The following is a 13,359-nucleotide window of genomic DNA, read 5'->3' as shown; positions in this document are numbered from 1 at the left end:
GATGAATGACCTAGCGTACCAAGGGCGCCCGCGCAATGGCCACCGGTCGGAGCGGCGAGCCAGGCTGCACCGCCTGGGGTTCTTGGGCACCGCCGCGGCAGGTGTTCTGTATACTTCTATTATACTCCCGTGAGTTCACTCATCCCGCAACCCGGTGGTTATGAAGATCACCCTCCCTGACTTCGACGATGTGCGGATCCTGGTCGCCGGGGATCTGATGCTGGACCGGTACTGGCACGGCGCCACCGACCGGATCTCGCCCGAGGCGCCGGTGCCGGTGGTGCACGTGCGCGGCATCGAGCAGCGCCCCGGCGGCGCGGGCAACGTTGCGCTCAACCTGGCCGCGCTGGGCGCATCGCCGGCGCTGATCGGGGTCATCGGCGAGGACGAAGCGGGCGCCGAGCTGGAACACCGGCTCGCGAACGCGGGGATCCACTGCCACCTTCATCGCCAGGCGGATGCGGCAACGGTCACCAAGCTGCGCGTGATCAGCCGTCACCAGCAGCTGATCCGGCTGGATTTCGAGGACGGTTTTCGTGGCCTGCAGGCGCGCGACCTGCTGCCGCTGTACCGGCCCCTGCTCGCAGATGCGTCGGTGGTGGTGCTGTCCGACTACGGAAAGGGTGCGCTGCGCGCGCCGCACGTGCTGATCGAGACTGCCCGGCAGGCCGGCCGGCCGGTGCTGGTGGATCCGAAGGGGCGCGACTTCGCGATCTACCGCGGCGCCACGCTGATCACTCCCAATCTGGCCGAGTTCGAGGCGGTGGTGGGCCACTGTGGGGATACCGGTGAGATCGTCCGGCGCGCCGAGGCGCTGATCGCCGATTGCGGGATCGACGCCCTGCTGATCACCCGCGGCGAGGACGGTATGAGCCTAGTGCATCCAGGCGATCCTCCGGTACACCTGCCGGCACGGGCACGCGAGGTGTTCGACGTGACCGGTGCCGGTGACACGGTGATTGCGACGCTGGCCGCCGGCCTGGCTGCGGGTCTGGAACTGCCTCAGGCGACCGCGCTGGCCAACCTGGCCGCCGGCATCGTCGTCGGCAAGCTCGGTACCGCGACCGCGACCGTGGCGGAGCTGCGCCGGGTGCTGCGCGAGCAGGACGATGCCAGTCACGGCGTGGTCAGCGAGGATGAACTGCTCGCGGCGGTAGCCGATGCGCGCGCGCACGGCGAGCGGATCGTGATGACCAACGGTTGTTTCGATCTGCTGCACGCCGGCCACGTGGGCTACCTGGAGCAGGCGCGGGCACGTGGCGACCGGCTGATCGTGGCGGTGAACGACGACGATTCGGTCCAGCGTCTGAAGGGGGAAGGCCGGCCGGTGAATGCGCTCGCGCAGCGGATGGCGGTGCTCGCCGGACTGGCCTCGGTGGACTGGGTCGTACCGTTCGCCGAGGACACTCCGGCCCGGCTGATCGGACGGGTGCTGCCGGACGTGCTGGTGAAGGGCGGCGACTACCGTCCGGAACAGATCGCGGGGCACGACGCGGTGGTGGCCAATGGCGGCTCGGTCGAAATCCTGGATTTCCTCGACGGCTGCTCCACGACCGCGATGATCGAACGCATGCATGGCGGCAGCGGCTCGGCGCGCTGAACCGAACCCAATCCGGGACCCGAGGGCTTCCCGGACAAGAACCAAGGAGTCTCAATCTGATGATCATCGTCACCGGTGGCGCCGGTTTCATCGGCAGCAACTTGGTTCACGAGCTGAACCTCCGTGGCCAGACCGACATCGTCGTGGTCGACAATCTGACGCGCGGCGAAAAGGCGCTGAACCTCGCCGACTGCACGATCGCCGACTACCTGGATAAGGACGACTTCGGGGCGCGGGTGCTGGAAGGCCGGGCGCTGGGCCGCGCGGAGGCGGTGTTCCACCTCGGCGCCTGTTCGGCGACCACGGAATGGGACGGCCGCTACATGATGCGCAACAATTTCGACTACACCCGGGCGCTGTTCCACGCCTGCCAGGATCTGCGGATCCCGTTCATCTACGCCTCGTCGGCGTCGGTCTACGGTGGGGGCCGCGTGTTTGCCGAGAATCCCGCGAACGAACGCCCGTTGAACGTGTACGGCTACTCCAAGCTGCTGTTCGACCAGTACCTGCGCCGGCATATGCGCGAGCTGGCCGCCCCGGTCGTGGGTCTGCGCTATTTCAACGTCTATGGTCCCCGCGAGCAGCACAAGGGGTCGATGGCGAGCGTCGCGCACCATTTCCAGAACCAGCTGGCCGGGACGGGGCGCGTGCGTCTGTTCGAGGGCTGCGACGGCTATGCCGACGGTGAGCAGCAGCGCGACTTCGTCGACGTGCAGGACTGCGTGAACGTGAAGCTCTGGCTGCTGGAACACCCCGAGGTGAGCGGGATCTTCAACCTCGGAACCGGGCGCGCCCGCAGCTTCAACGACATGGCGCGGGCGGTCATCGAGGCCTGGGGCTCCGGTGAGATCGAGTACATCCCGTTCCCCGACCACCTGAAGGGACGCTACCAGAGCTACACCCAGGCTGACCTGACCGCGCTGCGCGCCGCCGGCTGCGACCTCGAGTTCCGTGACGTCGAGGCGGGCGCGGCGCGCTACGTTGCCGATACCCGCGCCCGTCAGGGCACGATGCAGCCGCACTAGGCGGCTTCGGACGGGGCACGGCGACGATGGAATGGCGGGTGCAGCAGACCGACGAGGGCTACCTGATCCACGACGCCGCGCTGGATGTGGTCCCGGCCCGATGGATGTTCGATCCCGCGGCCCTGGTGGAACAGGGGTGGGTCGCGGCCCGCGGGGCGGCGGGTCGCGGGCAGGTTCTGTTCTTCGATCCGCCGATCCCGGGGAACGACGGGCAGTGGGTCCTGCGCCACTACCTGCGCGGCGGCTCGGTGGCCCGCGTGCTCGGCGACCGTTATCTCTGGACTGGGCTGCGCCGTAGCCGTCCCTGGCGTGAGTTCCTGCTGACCGCGGAAATGCGCGACCTGGGACTGCCGGTCCCGCGGCCGGTGGCGGCTCGGATCGTGCGCGCGGGCCCGTATTACCGCGCCGACCTGGTCACGCAGCGGATCCCGGACGCCCGCCCGCTGGATTCCCGGCTGCGCACGGAGGCCGTGAGCGCGTTGACCTGGCACCGGGTCGGCGTCTGCATCCGCCAGTTCCACGACGCCGGCTACTGTCATGCGGACCTGAACAGCCGCAATATTCTGCTCGATGTCTGCGGCCGGGTCTGGCTGCTCGACTGGGATCGCGGGCGCCAGCGCGCCGCCGGCGCCTGGCGCGAGGGCAACCTGGCGCGACTGCGCCGAGACCTGGAGAAGCGTCTGCATCTGCTCGACCGCTGGCATTTCTCGGAACGGGATTTCGCCGCGCTGCTCTCCGGCTACCGGAACCCGAATGCCGCTCCGCCGGCAGATCCCACGGGTGGCTGAGCCCGCCGGGGCGGGTGTGCCCGCCAGTCTGTGCATCTTCCGGCTGTCCGCGATCGGCGACACCACGCATGTGCTGCCGATCCTGCGCACGGTGCAGCGGCGCTGGCCAGATACCGCGATCACCTGGGTGGTGGGCCGTACCGAGGCCGGGCTGGTCGGCGATATTCCCGATGTGACTTTCCGGGTGTTGGACAAGCGTGAGGGAATTCGTCGCTGCCGTGCGCGGCTGCGCGCCGAGGAGACCGGGCGCGTCCATGACGTGATCCTGCAGATGCAGTCGTCGCTGCGCGCCAGCCTGATCGCGACCAGCCTGCGGGGGCACCGGCGCATCGGCTTCGACCGCGCCCGGGCGGTAAACGGCCAGTGGCTGTTCACCTCCGAGCGTATCGCCGCGCGCTCCCGCGAGCACGTGCTGGACGCTTACTTCGGCTTCCTGGAACGGGCTGGACTGGCCGCGCGGGAGCTCGCCTGGGGGATCCCGCTGCCGGACGACGCGCTGGCCTTCGCGGCGCGCGAACTGCCCGCGGACCGTCCCCTGCTGGCGATCAGCGCGTGCTCCAGCCTGCGGCTGCATAACTACCGGGACTGGCCGGCAGAGCGCTATGTGGCGGTGGCGGACCACGCCGCCGCGCGCGGTTTCCGCGTGGTGTTGACCGGTGGCCCGTCGGCACGCGAGCGCGCCTACGCGGACGCGATCGTGGCCGGGGCGCGCGTGCGCCCCGTGGACCTGGTGGGGCAGACCAGCCTGAAGCAGCTGGCTGCGGTGCTGGCGCGCTGCGCGGGCCTGATCGGGCCAGACTCCGGGCCGGTGCACATCGCGAGCGCACTCGATGTGCCGGTGATCGGCCTGTACGCCACCTCGAACCCGCAACGCACCGGGCCCTATCGCCATCGCGAGTTCGTCGTCGACCGCTATCCGGACGCGGTGCGCCGGTTCCTCGGCCGCGAGCCGGATACGCTGCGCTGGGGCACGCGGGTCCGGCATCCGCGGGCGATGGAGTTGATCACGGTCGCTGACGTCTGCGAGCGGATCGACCGTCTCGCCGTCTGACCCGTGTGGCCCGCAACGTGAAAGACCCCGCCGTTCGCGCCCCGGCGACCGGTAGACGCCATGGTAGGTCCTGATTATCACGAAACCTCCGCAGCGAGCACGACACCGTTCTGCGTCGGTCGTCATTGCGAGCGTAGTGCGTAGTGCGTAGTGCGTAGTGCGTAGCGCGGCACTAATGCGCGCAGCGCATTGAACAGCCGAAGGCTGGCCCGCAGCGTGAGCGCAGCGAATAATCCAGGCGGCGTGGGGAGGGCTCACGCCGTTTGGATCGCCACGTCCCGCCACGCTGCGCTCGCGGCTAAAGGCTTCGCTCCTCGCGATGACGGTGGTTTCGATGGCGGCCCGTTCCAGTTTGCAGAGCTTCCGTGATAATCAGGTGGTAGGTTGTGTCGAGGGCGCTTCCTTCAGGTCTCGTCGAGCAGCGTGATCACGCGTTCGGGCGCCAACTGGCGCAGGCAGTTCAGGTGCCCGAGCGGGCATTCACGCCGGAAGCACGGGCTGCAGTCGAGGCCCAGGCTCAGAATCCGCGCCTTGCCGCTCAGCGGCGGCGTGTAGTTCGGGTCCGACGATCCGTACAGCGCGATCACCGGCGCAGCGACCGCCGCGGCTACGTGCATCAGCCCCGAGTCGTTGCTGACCACGGCGCGGGCGAGCGAGAGCAGGTCGACCGCCTGCGCCAGCGTGGTGCGTCCGGCGAGATCGACCGCCCCGGGAGCAGCCGCCGCGATCGCGTGGGTCACCGCGCGGTCGCGGTCCGATCCGAGTAGCCAGACCTGCCAACCGGCGGCGAGGCGGTCGCGGGCGACGCGGGCGAAGTGTTCCTCCGGCCAGCGCTTGGCGGGGCCGTATTCGGCGCCCGGGCACAGTGCGAGTGCCGGCGCGGTGTCGGCGTTCAGGCCCAGCGCAGCGGCTGTTCTGGCCGCGGCTGCCGGGGCGATCCGCAGCCGCGGTTCGGGAAGCGGCGCGGGCGGGGCGGAATCGGGTTCCAGGCCGAGGTTCACGAAGCGATCTACGGTGCGGTAGAGGCGTGCGCGCTCCAGCGGTCGGATGTCGTTCAGCAGCCCGTACCGGAACTCCCCCCGGTAGCCGGTGCGGCGCGCGATGCCCGCGGCGAACACCGGCAGGGCCGCCTTCGCCGAGCGTGGCAGCACGATCGCCTGCGCGTAGCCCTCGGCCCGCAGGCGGCGGCCGAGCTGCCAGCGTCTGCGCAGCGCGAGTTCGCCGTGCGCCACGGGCAGGGGGATGGCGCGACGCACCTCAGGCATGCGCTCCAGGATCGGCAGGCTCCACGGCGGGGCGATCACGTCGATCGCGACCCCCGGCCGGGTGCGGCTCAACGTGATGAACAGGCTTTGGGCCATGATCATGTCGCCTACCCAGGCAGGGCCCACGACCAGTACCGGCGTATCGGTCTCGCGTGCGCTCATGCGGTATACCGCGGAAGGATCGAAGTGCTGTACTGGGTCTGGTCCATGCGCGAAGGTCAGGCCTGGCGCCACTCCAGCTGGTTTCCGTAATGCAGCGTAGCGCCGCATTGAGAACAGGCACACCGGTAACCCCGTCGAGTCACCAGATAATGCCGGCGCGGGCCGAGGCGGTGCGTGCGGCATCGGCATCGATATAGGTAGAAGCGGCTGCGACGCCCGCTGAGCGGGGTCCGATGTGTGACCTCCGGAGGAAATCCCAGTTGGGTCATGATGGCACGCCATTGCGGCCCATGCGGGCGCAGCTGCGCGTGTGTGAAGCGTCGGTAGACCAGCGAATGGGCGACCTCATGTGCGATGGTGGCGGGAAAGTGTGCATTCCAGTCGCGCAGGAAGGCCTCGGGATTGAATCGCAATGTTTCAATCCCGCCGCGCAGGCGCCATTGTCCGGCGGAGCGGCCACGAAGATCGAACCGGATCGCCGGTGCCGGCAGCGCGGCCATGCGGTAGTAAAACTGCGCGGCCGCCTCGCGGATCGCGGCCTCTTGTGTTGCATTCAGGCGGGGGTGCACGAGAACGTTTGGCCTCCCAACGGGATTATTGTTTGTTCGTGAAATTTCCATTAACTTGTATGGAACAAAATCTGTTGCTCAAGAGTCTTGACCCTAGCAATTGAACGAGAGAGGAAATTTGATGAACGCTGAAACGAAGAAAATCTCTGACCTGACCGCTGAGGAATTGTATGCCCTGGCTCGCGAGCGCGAGCAGCAGGAGGCCGAACGGCGCGAGGCCAGCCGGAAGAAGAAACTCGAAGCGCTGCGGAAAAAACGAAAGGAAATTGTAGCGCGGCAGCGGGCAGAACTCGCGGAACTCGATCGCGAAATCCGGGATCTCGGGGGGCGAACCCCGAAGGCGCGCGCCGCGGGTGGACGCCGCAGCGGAACGGCGGCGGGTGGCACCATCAGCCAGAAGCTGTGCGACATCGTCGCGACCAAGCCCGAGATGATGGTGAGCGAGATTCGGGAGCAGGCCGAGGCGGCTGGTATCGACACCAAGAACATCAGCCAGACGCTGGCGTACCTGAAGCGCCAGGGCCGACTGGCCTCGCCGCGCCGGGGTGTATACAGCGCCCCTTGATGGCGCTGGGGACCTCCTCTTTCCACGAACGGAACCGCAGGCTGGACGGGTCCGATGGAATGGGTCCGCCCGGCGCCCGCCGGTTACAGGCCGGGCAGGGATACGCCTCATCGGTCCAGTTCGATTCCCGATGAACTGCGGCGCAGTGCGCTGGCGCCGTCCAGCCAGCGCTGCAGCTGGGCCCCGGCGACGCGTGCCCGCCATCCCTGCGCCAGCGTGGCGCCGTCTTCCCTGCGCATCAGTGCCATTACGTCCTTGCGGCTCGCGATGGCTTGGGGGCTGATCTTCTGCCGGCGCGCGAGTTCGCGCAGCAGCGCCATGCAGACGTCGGCCACGACTTCCTCGGCCTCGCTCAACGGTTGCCTTCGTGAGACCGCAGGCCAGCTCTCCTTCGGTGCCGCGCAGCCCTGCTGAACGGCCTCCAGGATCTGCCGGGCCCGCTGCTCGTCCAGATTCCTCGGCAGCCCGCGCTGGGCGTGCAGGGTCTGAAGATCCGCGGGGCGTGTGCGCGCGATGGTCAGCAGAGCGTCGTCGCTGATCACCCAGCGGCGGGGGCGGTCCAGGTCCCGCGCTTCGGTTTCGCGCCAGGCCGCGAGTTCGCGCAGCACCGCCAGATCCCGCGGCTTGAGTCGCTTGTGCCCGCTGACCCGGAGCCAGGCCCGGGCCGGATCGGGCCGGTACTGTTCGGGCCGGGTCAATGCCTCCATTTCCGGCTGCAGCCAGTCCAGTCGGCCAAGCGCGTCGAGTTCCTTTTGCAACTGCACGAACAATTCCGTGAGGAAACGCACATCATCACGCGCATATTCGAGTTGCGCGGGCTGCAGCGGGCGCCGCGCCCAGTCCGTGCGTGACTGGGTCTTGTCGAGTTCGCGGTGCAGCACGGCCTCCACCAGATTGGCATAGCCTACCTGTTCCCCGTGCCCCAGCAGGCTCGCGGCCACCTGGGTATCGAAGACCGGGGATGCCACCTTGCCGGTGACGAGGTAAAGGACTTCGAGATCCTGGCTGGCTGCGTGAAAAACCTTGAGTACCGCCGAGTCTTGCAGCAGTTGGTCCAGCTGCCCGATACCGCCGAGTGCGAGCGGATCGACGCAGGCGATGTGATCGGGGGTCGCGAGCTGGATCAGGCAGAGTTTCGGAAAGTACGTTTTTTCGCGGATGAACTCGGTGTCCATCGCCACCCACTCGCTCCCGGCAATGGCATCGAGCAGTGCGCGCAAGCCGGTCTCCGTGGTGATCAGCCCATGATCATGCATTGGCGGGTCCGCAGGTGTCGAGGCGGCTCGCGACCAAGGGCGCCCGCCGTTCGTTGTTGGTATTCGGCAGGTATCGCCGTTGCCACTTGGAATAAGGCATTTCGTAGCCCCCTTCTTGCCTGCTCAAGATTCAGTTCGGTTCCCTGCCCGGCGGCGGCGGCGATAGGCCAGCTGGCGAGGCAGTTGCTGTGTAAAGATACCCCTCGGCGATCTGTGGCCGGAGGAGCGCAGCGTTATCTGTCACGTGGCATTCGTGTCTCCCCGGCGCCAGATGGCGGATGACGGCCTTTCCCGCCTCTTTCCTCAACGGGGGCGCCGCCCACGCCATCGCCGTTCGCGCGAGATCTTGCATCATTCCGAGCCTTGGGTGGAAGGAGACGGGAGCATTACCGGATTGTTCTGGCTCATCCAGGCAGACCGATAAGCGCTGCCTTGGACCGCGTAGGAGCGAGCCTGCTCGCGAACGCGCCGCAGGCGCGCCGGGACCAGGGGTCGCCGAGCAGGTTCGTCACCCATTGGAACAAATCCGTAATGCTCCCAAGGAGACAGGCGATGCTGACGCGGCGTGCTCCCTCCTCGCGATGGCCGGGATTCATTCTCACATCGCCTCAGGTCAGGTGCAGCAGCCAGCGGCGGCGGGCCTCGCGCAGTACGTGATAGAGGAGCGGCCAGACCAGAGCGCTGCTGAGCACCGGGGCCCAGTACATCATGCTGCCCGGTGGCAGGCCCGTCGCGCCGCGCACCCAAAGATTGAGCACGCTGACCAGCGTGACCAGAAAGGCCACGGCGACGGATTGTTGCCAGACCGGAAATACCCGCATGCGCGGATAGATCTGCAGTACGATGAACATGGCCACCGCAAGCGAAAGCGCGTTCTGCCCGAGCAATTGGTTCTGCAGCACGTCGAGGAACAGGCCGGCAATGAAGGCGGTGACGATTCCGACCCGGCGGGGAAAGGCCATGCCCCAGTAAATCAGCACGAGCAAGACCCACTCGGGCCGGGTCGCCGCGATGGCATCGGGCAGTGGCACGATGGTCAGCGCCAGCGCGACCAGCAGCGAGACCGCGACCGGTGCGGGCATGCCCAGCGCGGTCGTCATTTCGGGGTATCCGCCGCTCCGTCTTCGTGCCCTGCCTCGTCGGGCTCGGGCGGTTCCGTCCACAGCAGAAGCACCTCGCGGGAACGGTCCAGTGCCGCCAGCGGCTCGGCCGCAATCAGCAGGAACGACTGCCCCGGCCGGTGCTCGACGGACACGATGCGGGCGACCGGGTAGTCGGCCGGAAACCGGCCTCCGAGGCCGGAGGTCAGTAGCAGATCGCCCTCCTCGATGTCTTCCTGCGGGGGTACGTGGCGCAGGCTCAGCCGCCGCGGGTTCCCGGTGCCGACCGCCAGTGCACGCAGCCCGGTTCGCGCAACGATGACCGGCAACGCATGGCCGGGGTCGGAGATCAGCAACGCGGTCGAGCTGGTCCAGTGTGCCGTCAGGATCTGGCCGACGACCCCGTCGGCGTTGATCAGCGGCTGTCCCGGGTAGGCGCCGTCCAGGCGCCCCTTGTTGATCACGATCTGCTGGCGGAAGGGATCGAGATCGACCGCCAGCAGTTTCGCGATCTGTACCCGTTCGGCGGCCTGCGTCGAGGTGTGCAGCAGCGCGCGGAGCCGGTCGTTCTCCATCTGCAACGCGTCGAAACGCAGCTGCCGCGCCCGCAGCTCCATCAGCTCGGACCGCAGCAGCCGGTTTTCGAGTACCAGTTGCTCGTGGCTGGAGAAGGACTCGAGCATCCGGCTGCCGATCCGGATTGGGGCATCGACCGCCAGCTGCACCGGGTAGGCTACGGTCGCGAACAGGTTGCGCAGCGTCTGCAGCTGGTTGAGGCGGTGGTCGAGTACCATCAGGGCCAGGGCGATCAGTACCACCGCCAGCAGGCGCAGGGTCGGCGAGACCCCCAGGCTGAACAGCGGTTTGTCGATGACACGTCCTCCAGCGGGCGGGACGACTACTCGCTGGCCAGGAAGTCGACCCGTTTTTCGTCGAGCATCTCCAGCACGCGGCCGCCACCGCGTGCCACGCAGGTCAGGGGATCCTCGGCGATCACCACCGGGATACCCGTTTCCTCCATGATCAGCCGGTCGATGTGCTGGAGCAAGGCGCCGCCGCCGGTGAGCACGATCCCGCGTTCAGCGACGTCCGCACCGAGTTCGGGTGGAGTTTGCTCCAGCGCGGTGCGCACGGCCGACACAATGCCGTGCAGCGGATCCTGCAGCGCTTCGAGAATCTCGTTGCTGTTCAAGGTGAACGAGCGAGGTACCCCCTCGGCAAGGTTGCGGCCCTTGACCTCGATCTCGAGCAGATCCTTGCCCGGGTACGCGGAGCCGATCGCGTGCTTGATGCGTTCCGCAGTGGCCTCGCCGATCAGCACGCCGTAATTGCGACGCACGTAGGACATGACCGCCTCGTCGAAGGTGTCGCCGCCGATGCGCACCGACTCCGAGTATACGATGCCGTTCATCGACAGCACTGCGACCTCGGAGGTGCCGCCGCCGATATCAAGGACCATCGAGCCGACCGCCTCGTCGAGCGGAATGCCGGCGCCGATCGCGGCCGCCACCGGTTCCTGCAGCAGGTAGACCTTGCGCGCGCCGGCTCCGAAGGCCGATTCCCGGATCGCCCGGCGCTCGACCTGGGTCGCGCCGCAGGGCACGCAGACCAGCACCCGCGGGCTGGGCCGGAACACCCGCCGTTCGTGCACTTTCTTGATGAAGTGCTGCAGCATTTTCTCGGTGGTGGTGAAATCGGCGATCACGCCGTCTTTCATCGGCCGTATGGTGGTCACGTTCTCCGGCGTGCGCCCCAGCATCTTCTTGGCCTCGGTCCCCACGGCCTCAAGCGAACGCGGGCCGCCGGGGCCGCGGTCCTGGCGGATCGCGACCACCGAGGGCTCGTTTAATACGATGCCCTGACCGCGCATGTAGATCAGCGTGTTGGCTGTACCCAGATCGATCGAGATGTCGTTGGAGAACAACCCCAAAACGCGTTTGAACATAGCTGAACCTGACGGGAAGCGGGCGGGAAAGAACGCGAAAGACTAGCAAGCGGCCATGGCTTTGGGCAAGGTATGCTTTATGGTAACTTTCGCGCTTTGTGATCCAGCAGGAAAATGGCCTGAACCATGTCTCTGAACAGCGACCAAGTGCACCGCATCGCCGACCTGGCCAGGCTGGCGATGGACGACCGGGAGGCGGAGGGATTCGCGGCCGGGCTCAGCGACATCTTCGATTTCGTCGAGGCCCTGAACGCGGCCGAGATCGAGGGCATCGAGCCGATGGCTCACCCGCTCGATGCCGAGCAGCGCCTGCGGCCCGACGCGGTCACCGAAAGCGACCAGCGGGACGTGTTCCAGGCCATCGCACCCGCGGTCGAGGGCGGGCTCTATCTCGTGCCGCGCGTGATCGAATGACGGCCACAGCCGTGGCCCTGCCGGGCGTGGACCGGGCACCGCGCCGGCTTGCGGATCACCACGACGGGATTTGCCAGCGCCCGGGAACCGCCTTGCGCTGGCAGGCCCGCTGACTCTCTCGCCCCCCGACTCTTCCAGGTACCACCGACGGACCCTGACGCGATGACACTCGATACCCTTGCCGGCTGGGCCCGGCGACTGCGCGCGCGGGACATCAGCAGCCGCGAACTGACCGAACTCTATCTCCAGCGTGTCGATCGGCTGGATGCGCAGATCAACAGCTTTATCACCGTCACCCCGGAGGCGGCGCTGGCAGCGGCCGATGCGGCCGATCGGCGGCTGGCCAGGGGCGAACAGGCGGCGCTGCTCGGCCTTCCGGTGGCCCAGAAGGACATTTTCTGCACCCGCGGCGTGCGCACCAGCTGCGGTTCCAAGATGCTGGACCCGTTCGTCGCCCCCTTTGATGCGACCGTGGTCGAGCGCATGAACGCCGCCGGCGCGGTCACGCTGGGCAAGACCAACATGGACGAGTTCGCGATGGGGTCGTCGAACGAGACCAGCTTCTACGGCGCGGTGCGCAATCCCTGGGATGCCGACCGGGTGCCCGGCGGTTCGTCCGGCGGTTCCGCGGCCGCGGTCGCGGCGCGGCTGGTGCCGGGCGCGACCGGCACCGACACCGGCGGCTCGATTCGCCAGCCGGCGGCGTTCTGTGGCATCACCGGTGTCAAGCCGACCTACGGCCGGGTGTCGCGCTACGGGATGATCGCGTTCGCCTCCAGTCTCGACCAGGGCGGGCCGATGGCCGCGACCGCCGAGGACTGCGCGATGATGCTGAACGCGATGGCGGGCTTCGATCCGCGCGATTCGACCAGCGTCGAGCGCCCGGACGAGGATTTCACCGCCGGGCTGGACGCGAACCTGAAGGGTCTGCGTATCGGCCTGCCGAACGAGTTCTTCGGCGATGGCCTGGATCCGTCGGTGCGCGCGGCGACCGACGCCGCGCTAGCGGTGCTGAAGGACCGCGGCGCGGAACTCGTCGAGATCAGCCTGCCGAACAGCGGCCTGTCGGTGCCCGCCTACTACGTGGTGGCCCCGGCCGAGTGCTCGTCGAACCTAGCCCGCTACGATGGCGTGCGTTACGGGCATCGCTGCGCGGAGCCGCGCGACCTGACCGATCTCTATACCCGCTCGCGCGCCGAGGGCTTCGGGGCAGAGGTGAAGCGGCGCATCATGATCGGCACCTACGTGCTTTCGGCCGGGTACTACGACGCTTATTACCTGAAGGCCCAGAAGGTTCGCAGGCTGATCGCGGACGATTTCCGGCGTGCGTTCGAACGGGTCGACGTGATCGCCGGCCCGACGACTCCGGAGCTGCCGTTTTGCCTCGGCGAGAAGAGTGCGGACCCGGTCAGGATGTACCTTTCCGACATCTACACCATCGCGGTGAACCTGGCCGGTCTGCCGGGCCTGTCGATGCCGGCGGGCACGGTCGGCTGCCTGCCGGTGGGTCTGCAGTTGATCGGCAACTACTTCGACGAATCGCGGCTGCTGGGGGTCGCCCACCAGTTCCAGCGGGATACCGACTGGCATGCGCGTATGCCGGCGTCGTTCGTCTAGAA

General features: G+C 67.7%; 13 protein-coding genes. 7 read left to right on the top strand and 6 right to left on the bottom strand.

Annotation, left to right across the window (positions count from 1 at the left end):
• Window positions 1-160 precede the first annotated feature (160 nt).
• Genes hldE through TVNIR_RS12755 form a run of 4 tightly spaced genes read left to right on the top strand, consistent with a single transcriptional unit; the run spans window position 161 to window position 4,464 of the window.
• Entirely contained in the window at window positions 161-1,600 is a 1,440-nt protein-coding gene (hldE, locus tag TVNIR_RS12770; protein ID WP_015259449.1) for a bifunctional D-glycero-beta-D-manno-heptose-7-phosphate kinase/D-glycero-beta-D-manno-heptose 1-phosphate adenylyltransferase HldE, read from the top strand.
• A 59-nt stretch (window positions 1,601-1,659) separates the two neighbouring features.
• Window positions 1,660-2,625: an ADP-glyceromanno-heptose 6-epimerase gene (rfaD, locus tag TVNIR_RS12765; RefSeq protein ID WP_015259448.1), complete on the top strand. Its 966-nt coding sequence runs from the start codon at window positions 1,660-1,662 to the stop codon at window positions 2,623-2,625.
• Between the two features lie 26 nt (window positions 2,626-2,651).
• On the top strand, window positions 2,652-3,413 hold the full coding sequence (locus tag TVNIR_RS12760; protein ID WP_043739728.1) for a 3-deoxy-D-manno-octulosonic acid kinase: 762 nt from the start codon (window positions 2,652-2,654) through the stop codon (window positions 3,411-3,413).
• Window positions 3,379-4,464 (top strand): glycosyltransferase family 9 protein, encoded by a 1,086-nt coding sequence (locus TVNIR_RS12755; protein ID WP_043739725.1) that lies wholly within the window; start codon window positions 3,379-3,381, stop codon window positions 4,462-4,464. Before TVNIR_RS12760 ends, TVNIR_RS12755 begins: the two co-directional genes overlap by 35 nt.
• A 404-nt stretch (window positions 4,465-4,868) precedes the next feature.
• On the opposite strand, the gene waaF is transcribed toward TVNIR_RS12755, so the two are convergent.
• Together waaF and TVNIR_RS12745 are read right to left on the bottom strand one after the other, a co-directional pair.
• On the bottom strand, window positions 4,869-5,891 hold the full coding sequence (gene waaF / locus TVNIR_RS12750) for a lipopolysaccharide heptosyltransferase II (RefSeq protein ID WP_043740644.1): 1,023 nt from the start codon (window positions 5,889-5,891) through the stop codon (window positions 4,869-4,871).
• A gap of 56 nt (window positions 5,892-5,947) precedes the next feature.
• Window positions 5,948-6,460: a SprT family zinc-dependent metalloprotease gene (locus tag TVNIR_RS12745; RefSeq protein ID WP_015259444.1), complete on the bottom strand. Its 513-nt coding sequence runs from the start codon at window positions 6,458-6,460 to the stop codon at window positions 5,948-5,950.
• Between the two features lie 121 nt (window positions 6,461-6,581).
• Here TVNIR_RS12745 and TVNIR_RS12740 point away from each other — a divergent pair, with 121 nt between their 5' ends.
• Window positions 6,582-7,025 (top strand): hypothetical protein, encoded by a 444-nt coding sequence (locus tag TVNIR_RS12740; RefSeq protein WP_015259443.1) that lies wholly within the window; start codon window positions 6,582-6,584, stop codon window positions 7,023-7,025.
• A 107-nt stretch (window positions 7,026-7,132) separates the two neighbouring features.
• Here the strand turns inward: TVNIR_RS12740 and rnd are convergent, their stop codons facing one another.
• From rnd to TVNIR_RS12720, 4 genes are all read right to left on the bottom strand, one after another.
• Window positions 7,133-8,281 (bottom strand): ribonuclease D, encoded by a 1,149-nt coding sequence (rnd, locus tag TVNIR_RS12735; protein WP_015259442.1) that lies wholly within the window; start codon window positions 8,279-8,281, stop codon window positions 7,133-7,135.
• A 608-nt stretch (window positions 8,282-8,889) separates the two neighbouring features.
• Entirely contained in the window at window positions 8,890-9,381 is a 492-nt protein-coding gene (mreD, locus tag TVNIR_RS12730; RefSeq protein ID WP_015259441.1) for a rod shape-determining protein MreD, read from the bottom strand.
• The gene (gene mreC, locus TVNIR_RS12725; protein ID WP_335338134.1) at window positions 9,378-10,253 is read right to left on the bottom strand and encodes a rod shape-determining protein MreC; all 876 of its coding nucleotides are present in this window, start codon (window positions 10,251-10,253) and stop codon (window positions 9,378-9,380) included. Before mreC ends, mreD begins: the two co-directional genes overlap by 4 nt.
• 26 nt (window positions 10,254-10,279) lie before the next feature.
• Entirely contained in the window at window positions 10,280-11,326 is a 1,047-nt protein-coding gene (locus TVNIR_RS12720; protein ID WP_015259439.1) for a rod shape-determining protein, read from the bottom strand.
• Between the two features lie 126 nt (window positions 11,327-11,452).
• On the opposite strand from TVNIR_RS12720, the gene gatC reads away from it, so the two are divergent.
• Complete coding sequence (gatC, locus tag TVNIR_RS12715) at window positions 11,453-11,740, top strand: Asp-tRNA(Asn)/Glu-tRNA(Gln) amidotransferase subunit GatC (RefSeq protein WP_015259438.1); 288 nt, start codon at window positions 11,453-11,455, stop codon at window positions 11,738-11,740.
• Between the two features lie 162 nt (window positions 11,741-11,902).
• Window positions 11,903-13,357 (top strand): Asp-tRNA(Asn)/Glu-tRNA(Gln) amidotransferase subunit GatA, encoded by a 1,455-nt coding sequence (gene gatA, locus TVNIR_RS12710; protein WP_015259436.1) that lies wholly within the window; start codon window positions 11,903-11,905, stop codon window positions 13,355-13,357.
• Window positions 13,358-13,359: the final 2 nt, after the last annotated feature.

It is taken from the genome of Thioalkalivibrio nitratireducens DSM 14787 (assembly GCF_000321415.2).
GTDB classification, from domain to species: domain Bacteria; phylum Pseudomonadota; class Gammaproteobacteria; order Ectothiorhodospirales; family Ectothiorhodospiraceae; genus Thioalkalivibrio; species Thioalkalivibrio nitratireducens.
The sequence above is the reverse complement of the archived record's forward strand: the minus strand, read 5'-3'. Positions and strand labels throughout refer to the sequence as shown.

Excerpts from the sequence above, each read along its gene's own strand:
- TVNIR_RS12755 (WP_043739725.1), top strand. The coding sequence starts at position 3,379 with ATGCCGCTCCGCCGGCAGATCCCACGGGTGGCTGAGCCCGCCGGGGCG.
- gatA (WP_015259436.1), top strand. The coding sequence starts at position 11,903 with ATGACACTCGATACCCTTGCCGGCTGGGCCCGGCGACTGCGCGCGCGG.
- TVNIR_RS12760 (WP_043739728.1), top strand. The coding sequence starts at position 2,652 with ATGGAATGGCGGGTGCAGCAGACCGACGAGGGCTACCTGATCCACGAC.
- TVNIR_RS12720 (WP_015259439.1), bottom strand. The coding sequence starts at position 11,326 with ATGTTCAAACGCGTTTTGGGGTTGTTCTCCAACGACATCTCGATCGAT.
- TVNIR_RS12740 (WP_015259443.1), top strand. The coding sequence starts at position 6,582 with ATGAACGCTGAAACGAAGAAAATCTCTGACCTGACCGCTGAGGAATTG.
- mreD (WP_015259441.1), bottom strand. The coding sequence starts at position 9,381 with ATGACGACCGCGCTGGGCATGCCCGCACCGGTCGCGGTCTCGCTGCTG.
- rnd (WP_015259442.1), bottom strand. The coding sequence starts at position 8,281 with ATGCATGATCATGGGCTGATCACCACGGAGACCGGCTTGCGCGCACTG.
- rfaD (WP_015259448.1), top strand. The coding sequence starts at position 1,660 with ATGATCATCGTCACCGGTGGCGCCGGTTTCATCGGCAGCAACTTGGTT.
- hldE (WP_015259449.1), top strand. The coding sequence starts at position 161 with ATGAAGATCACCCTCCCTGACTTCGACGATGTGCGGATCCTGGTCGCC.
- gatC (WP_015259438.1), top strand. The coding sequence starts at position 11,453 with ATGTCTCTGAACAGCGACCAAGTGCACCGCATCGCCGACCTGGCCAGG.
- waaF (WP_043740644.1), bottom strand. The coding sequence starts at position 5,891 with ATGAGCGCACGCGAGACCGATACGCCGGTACTGGTCGTGGGCCCTGCC.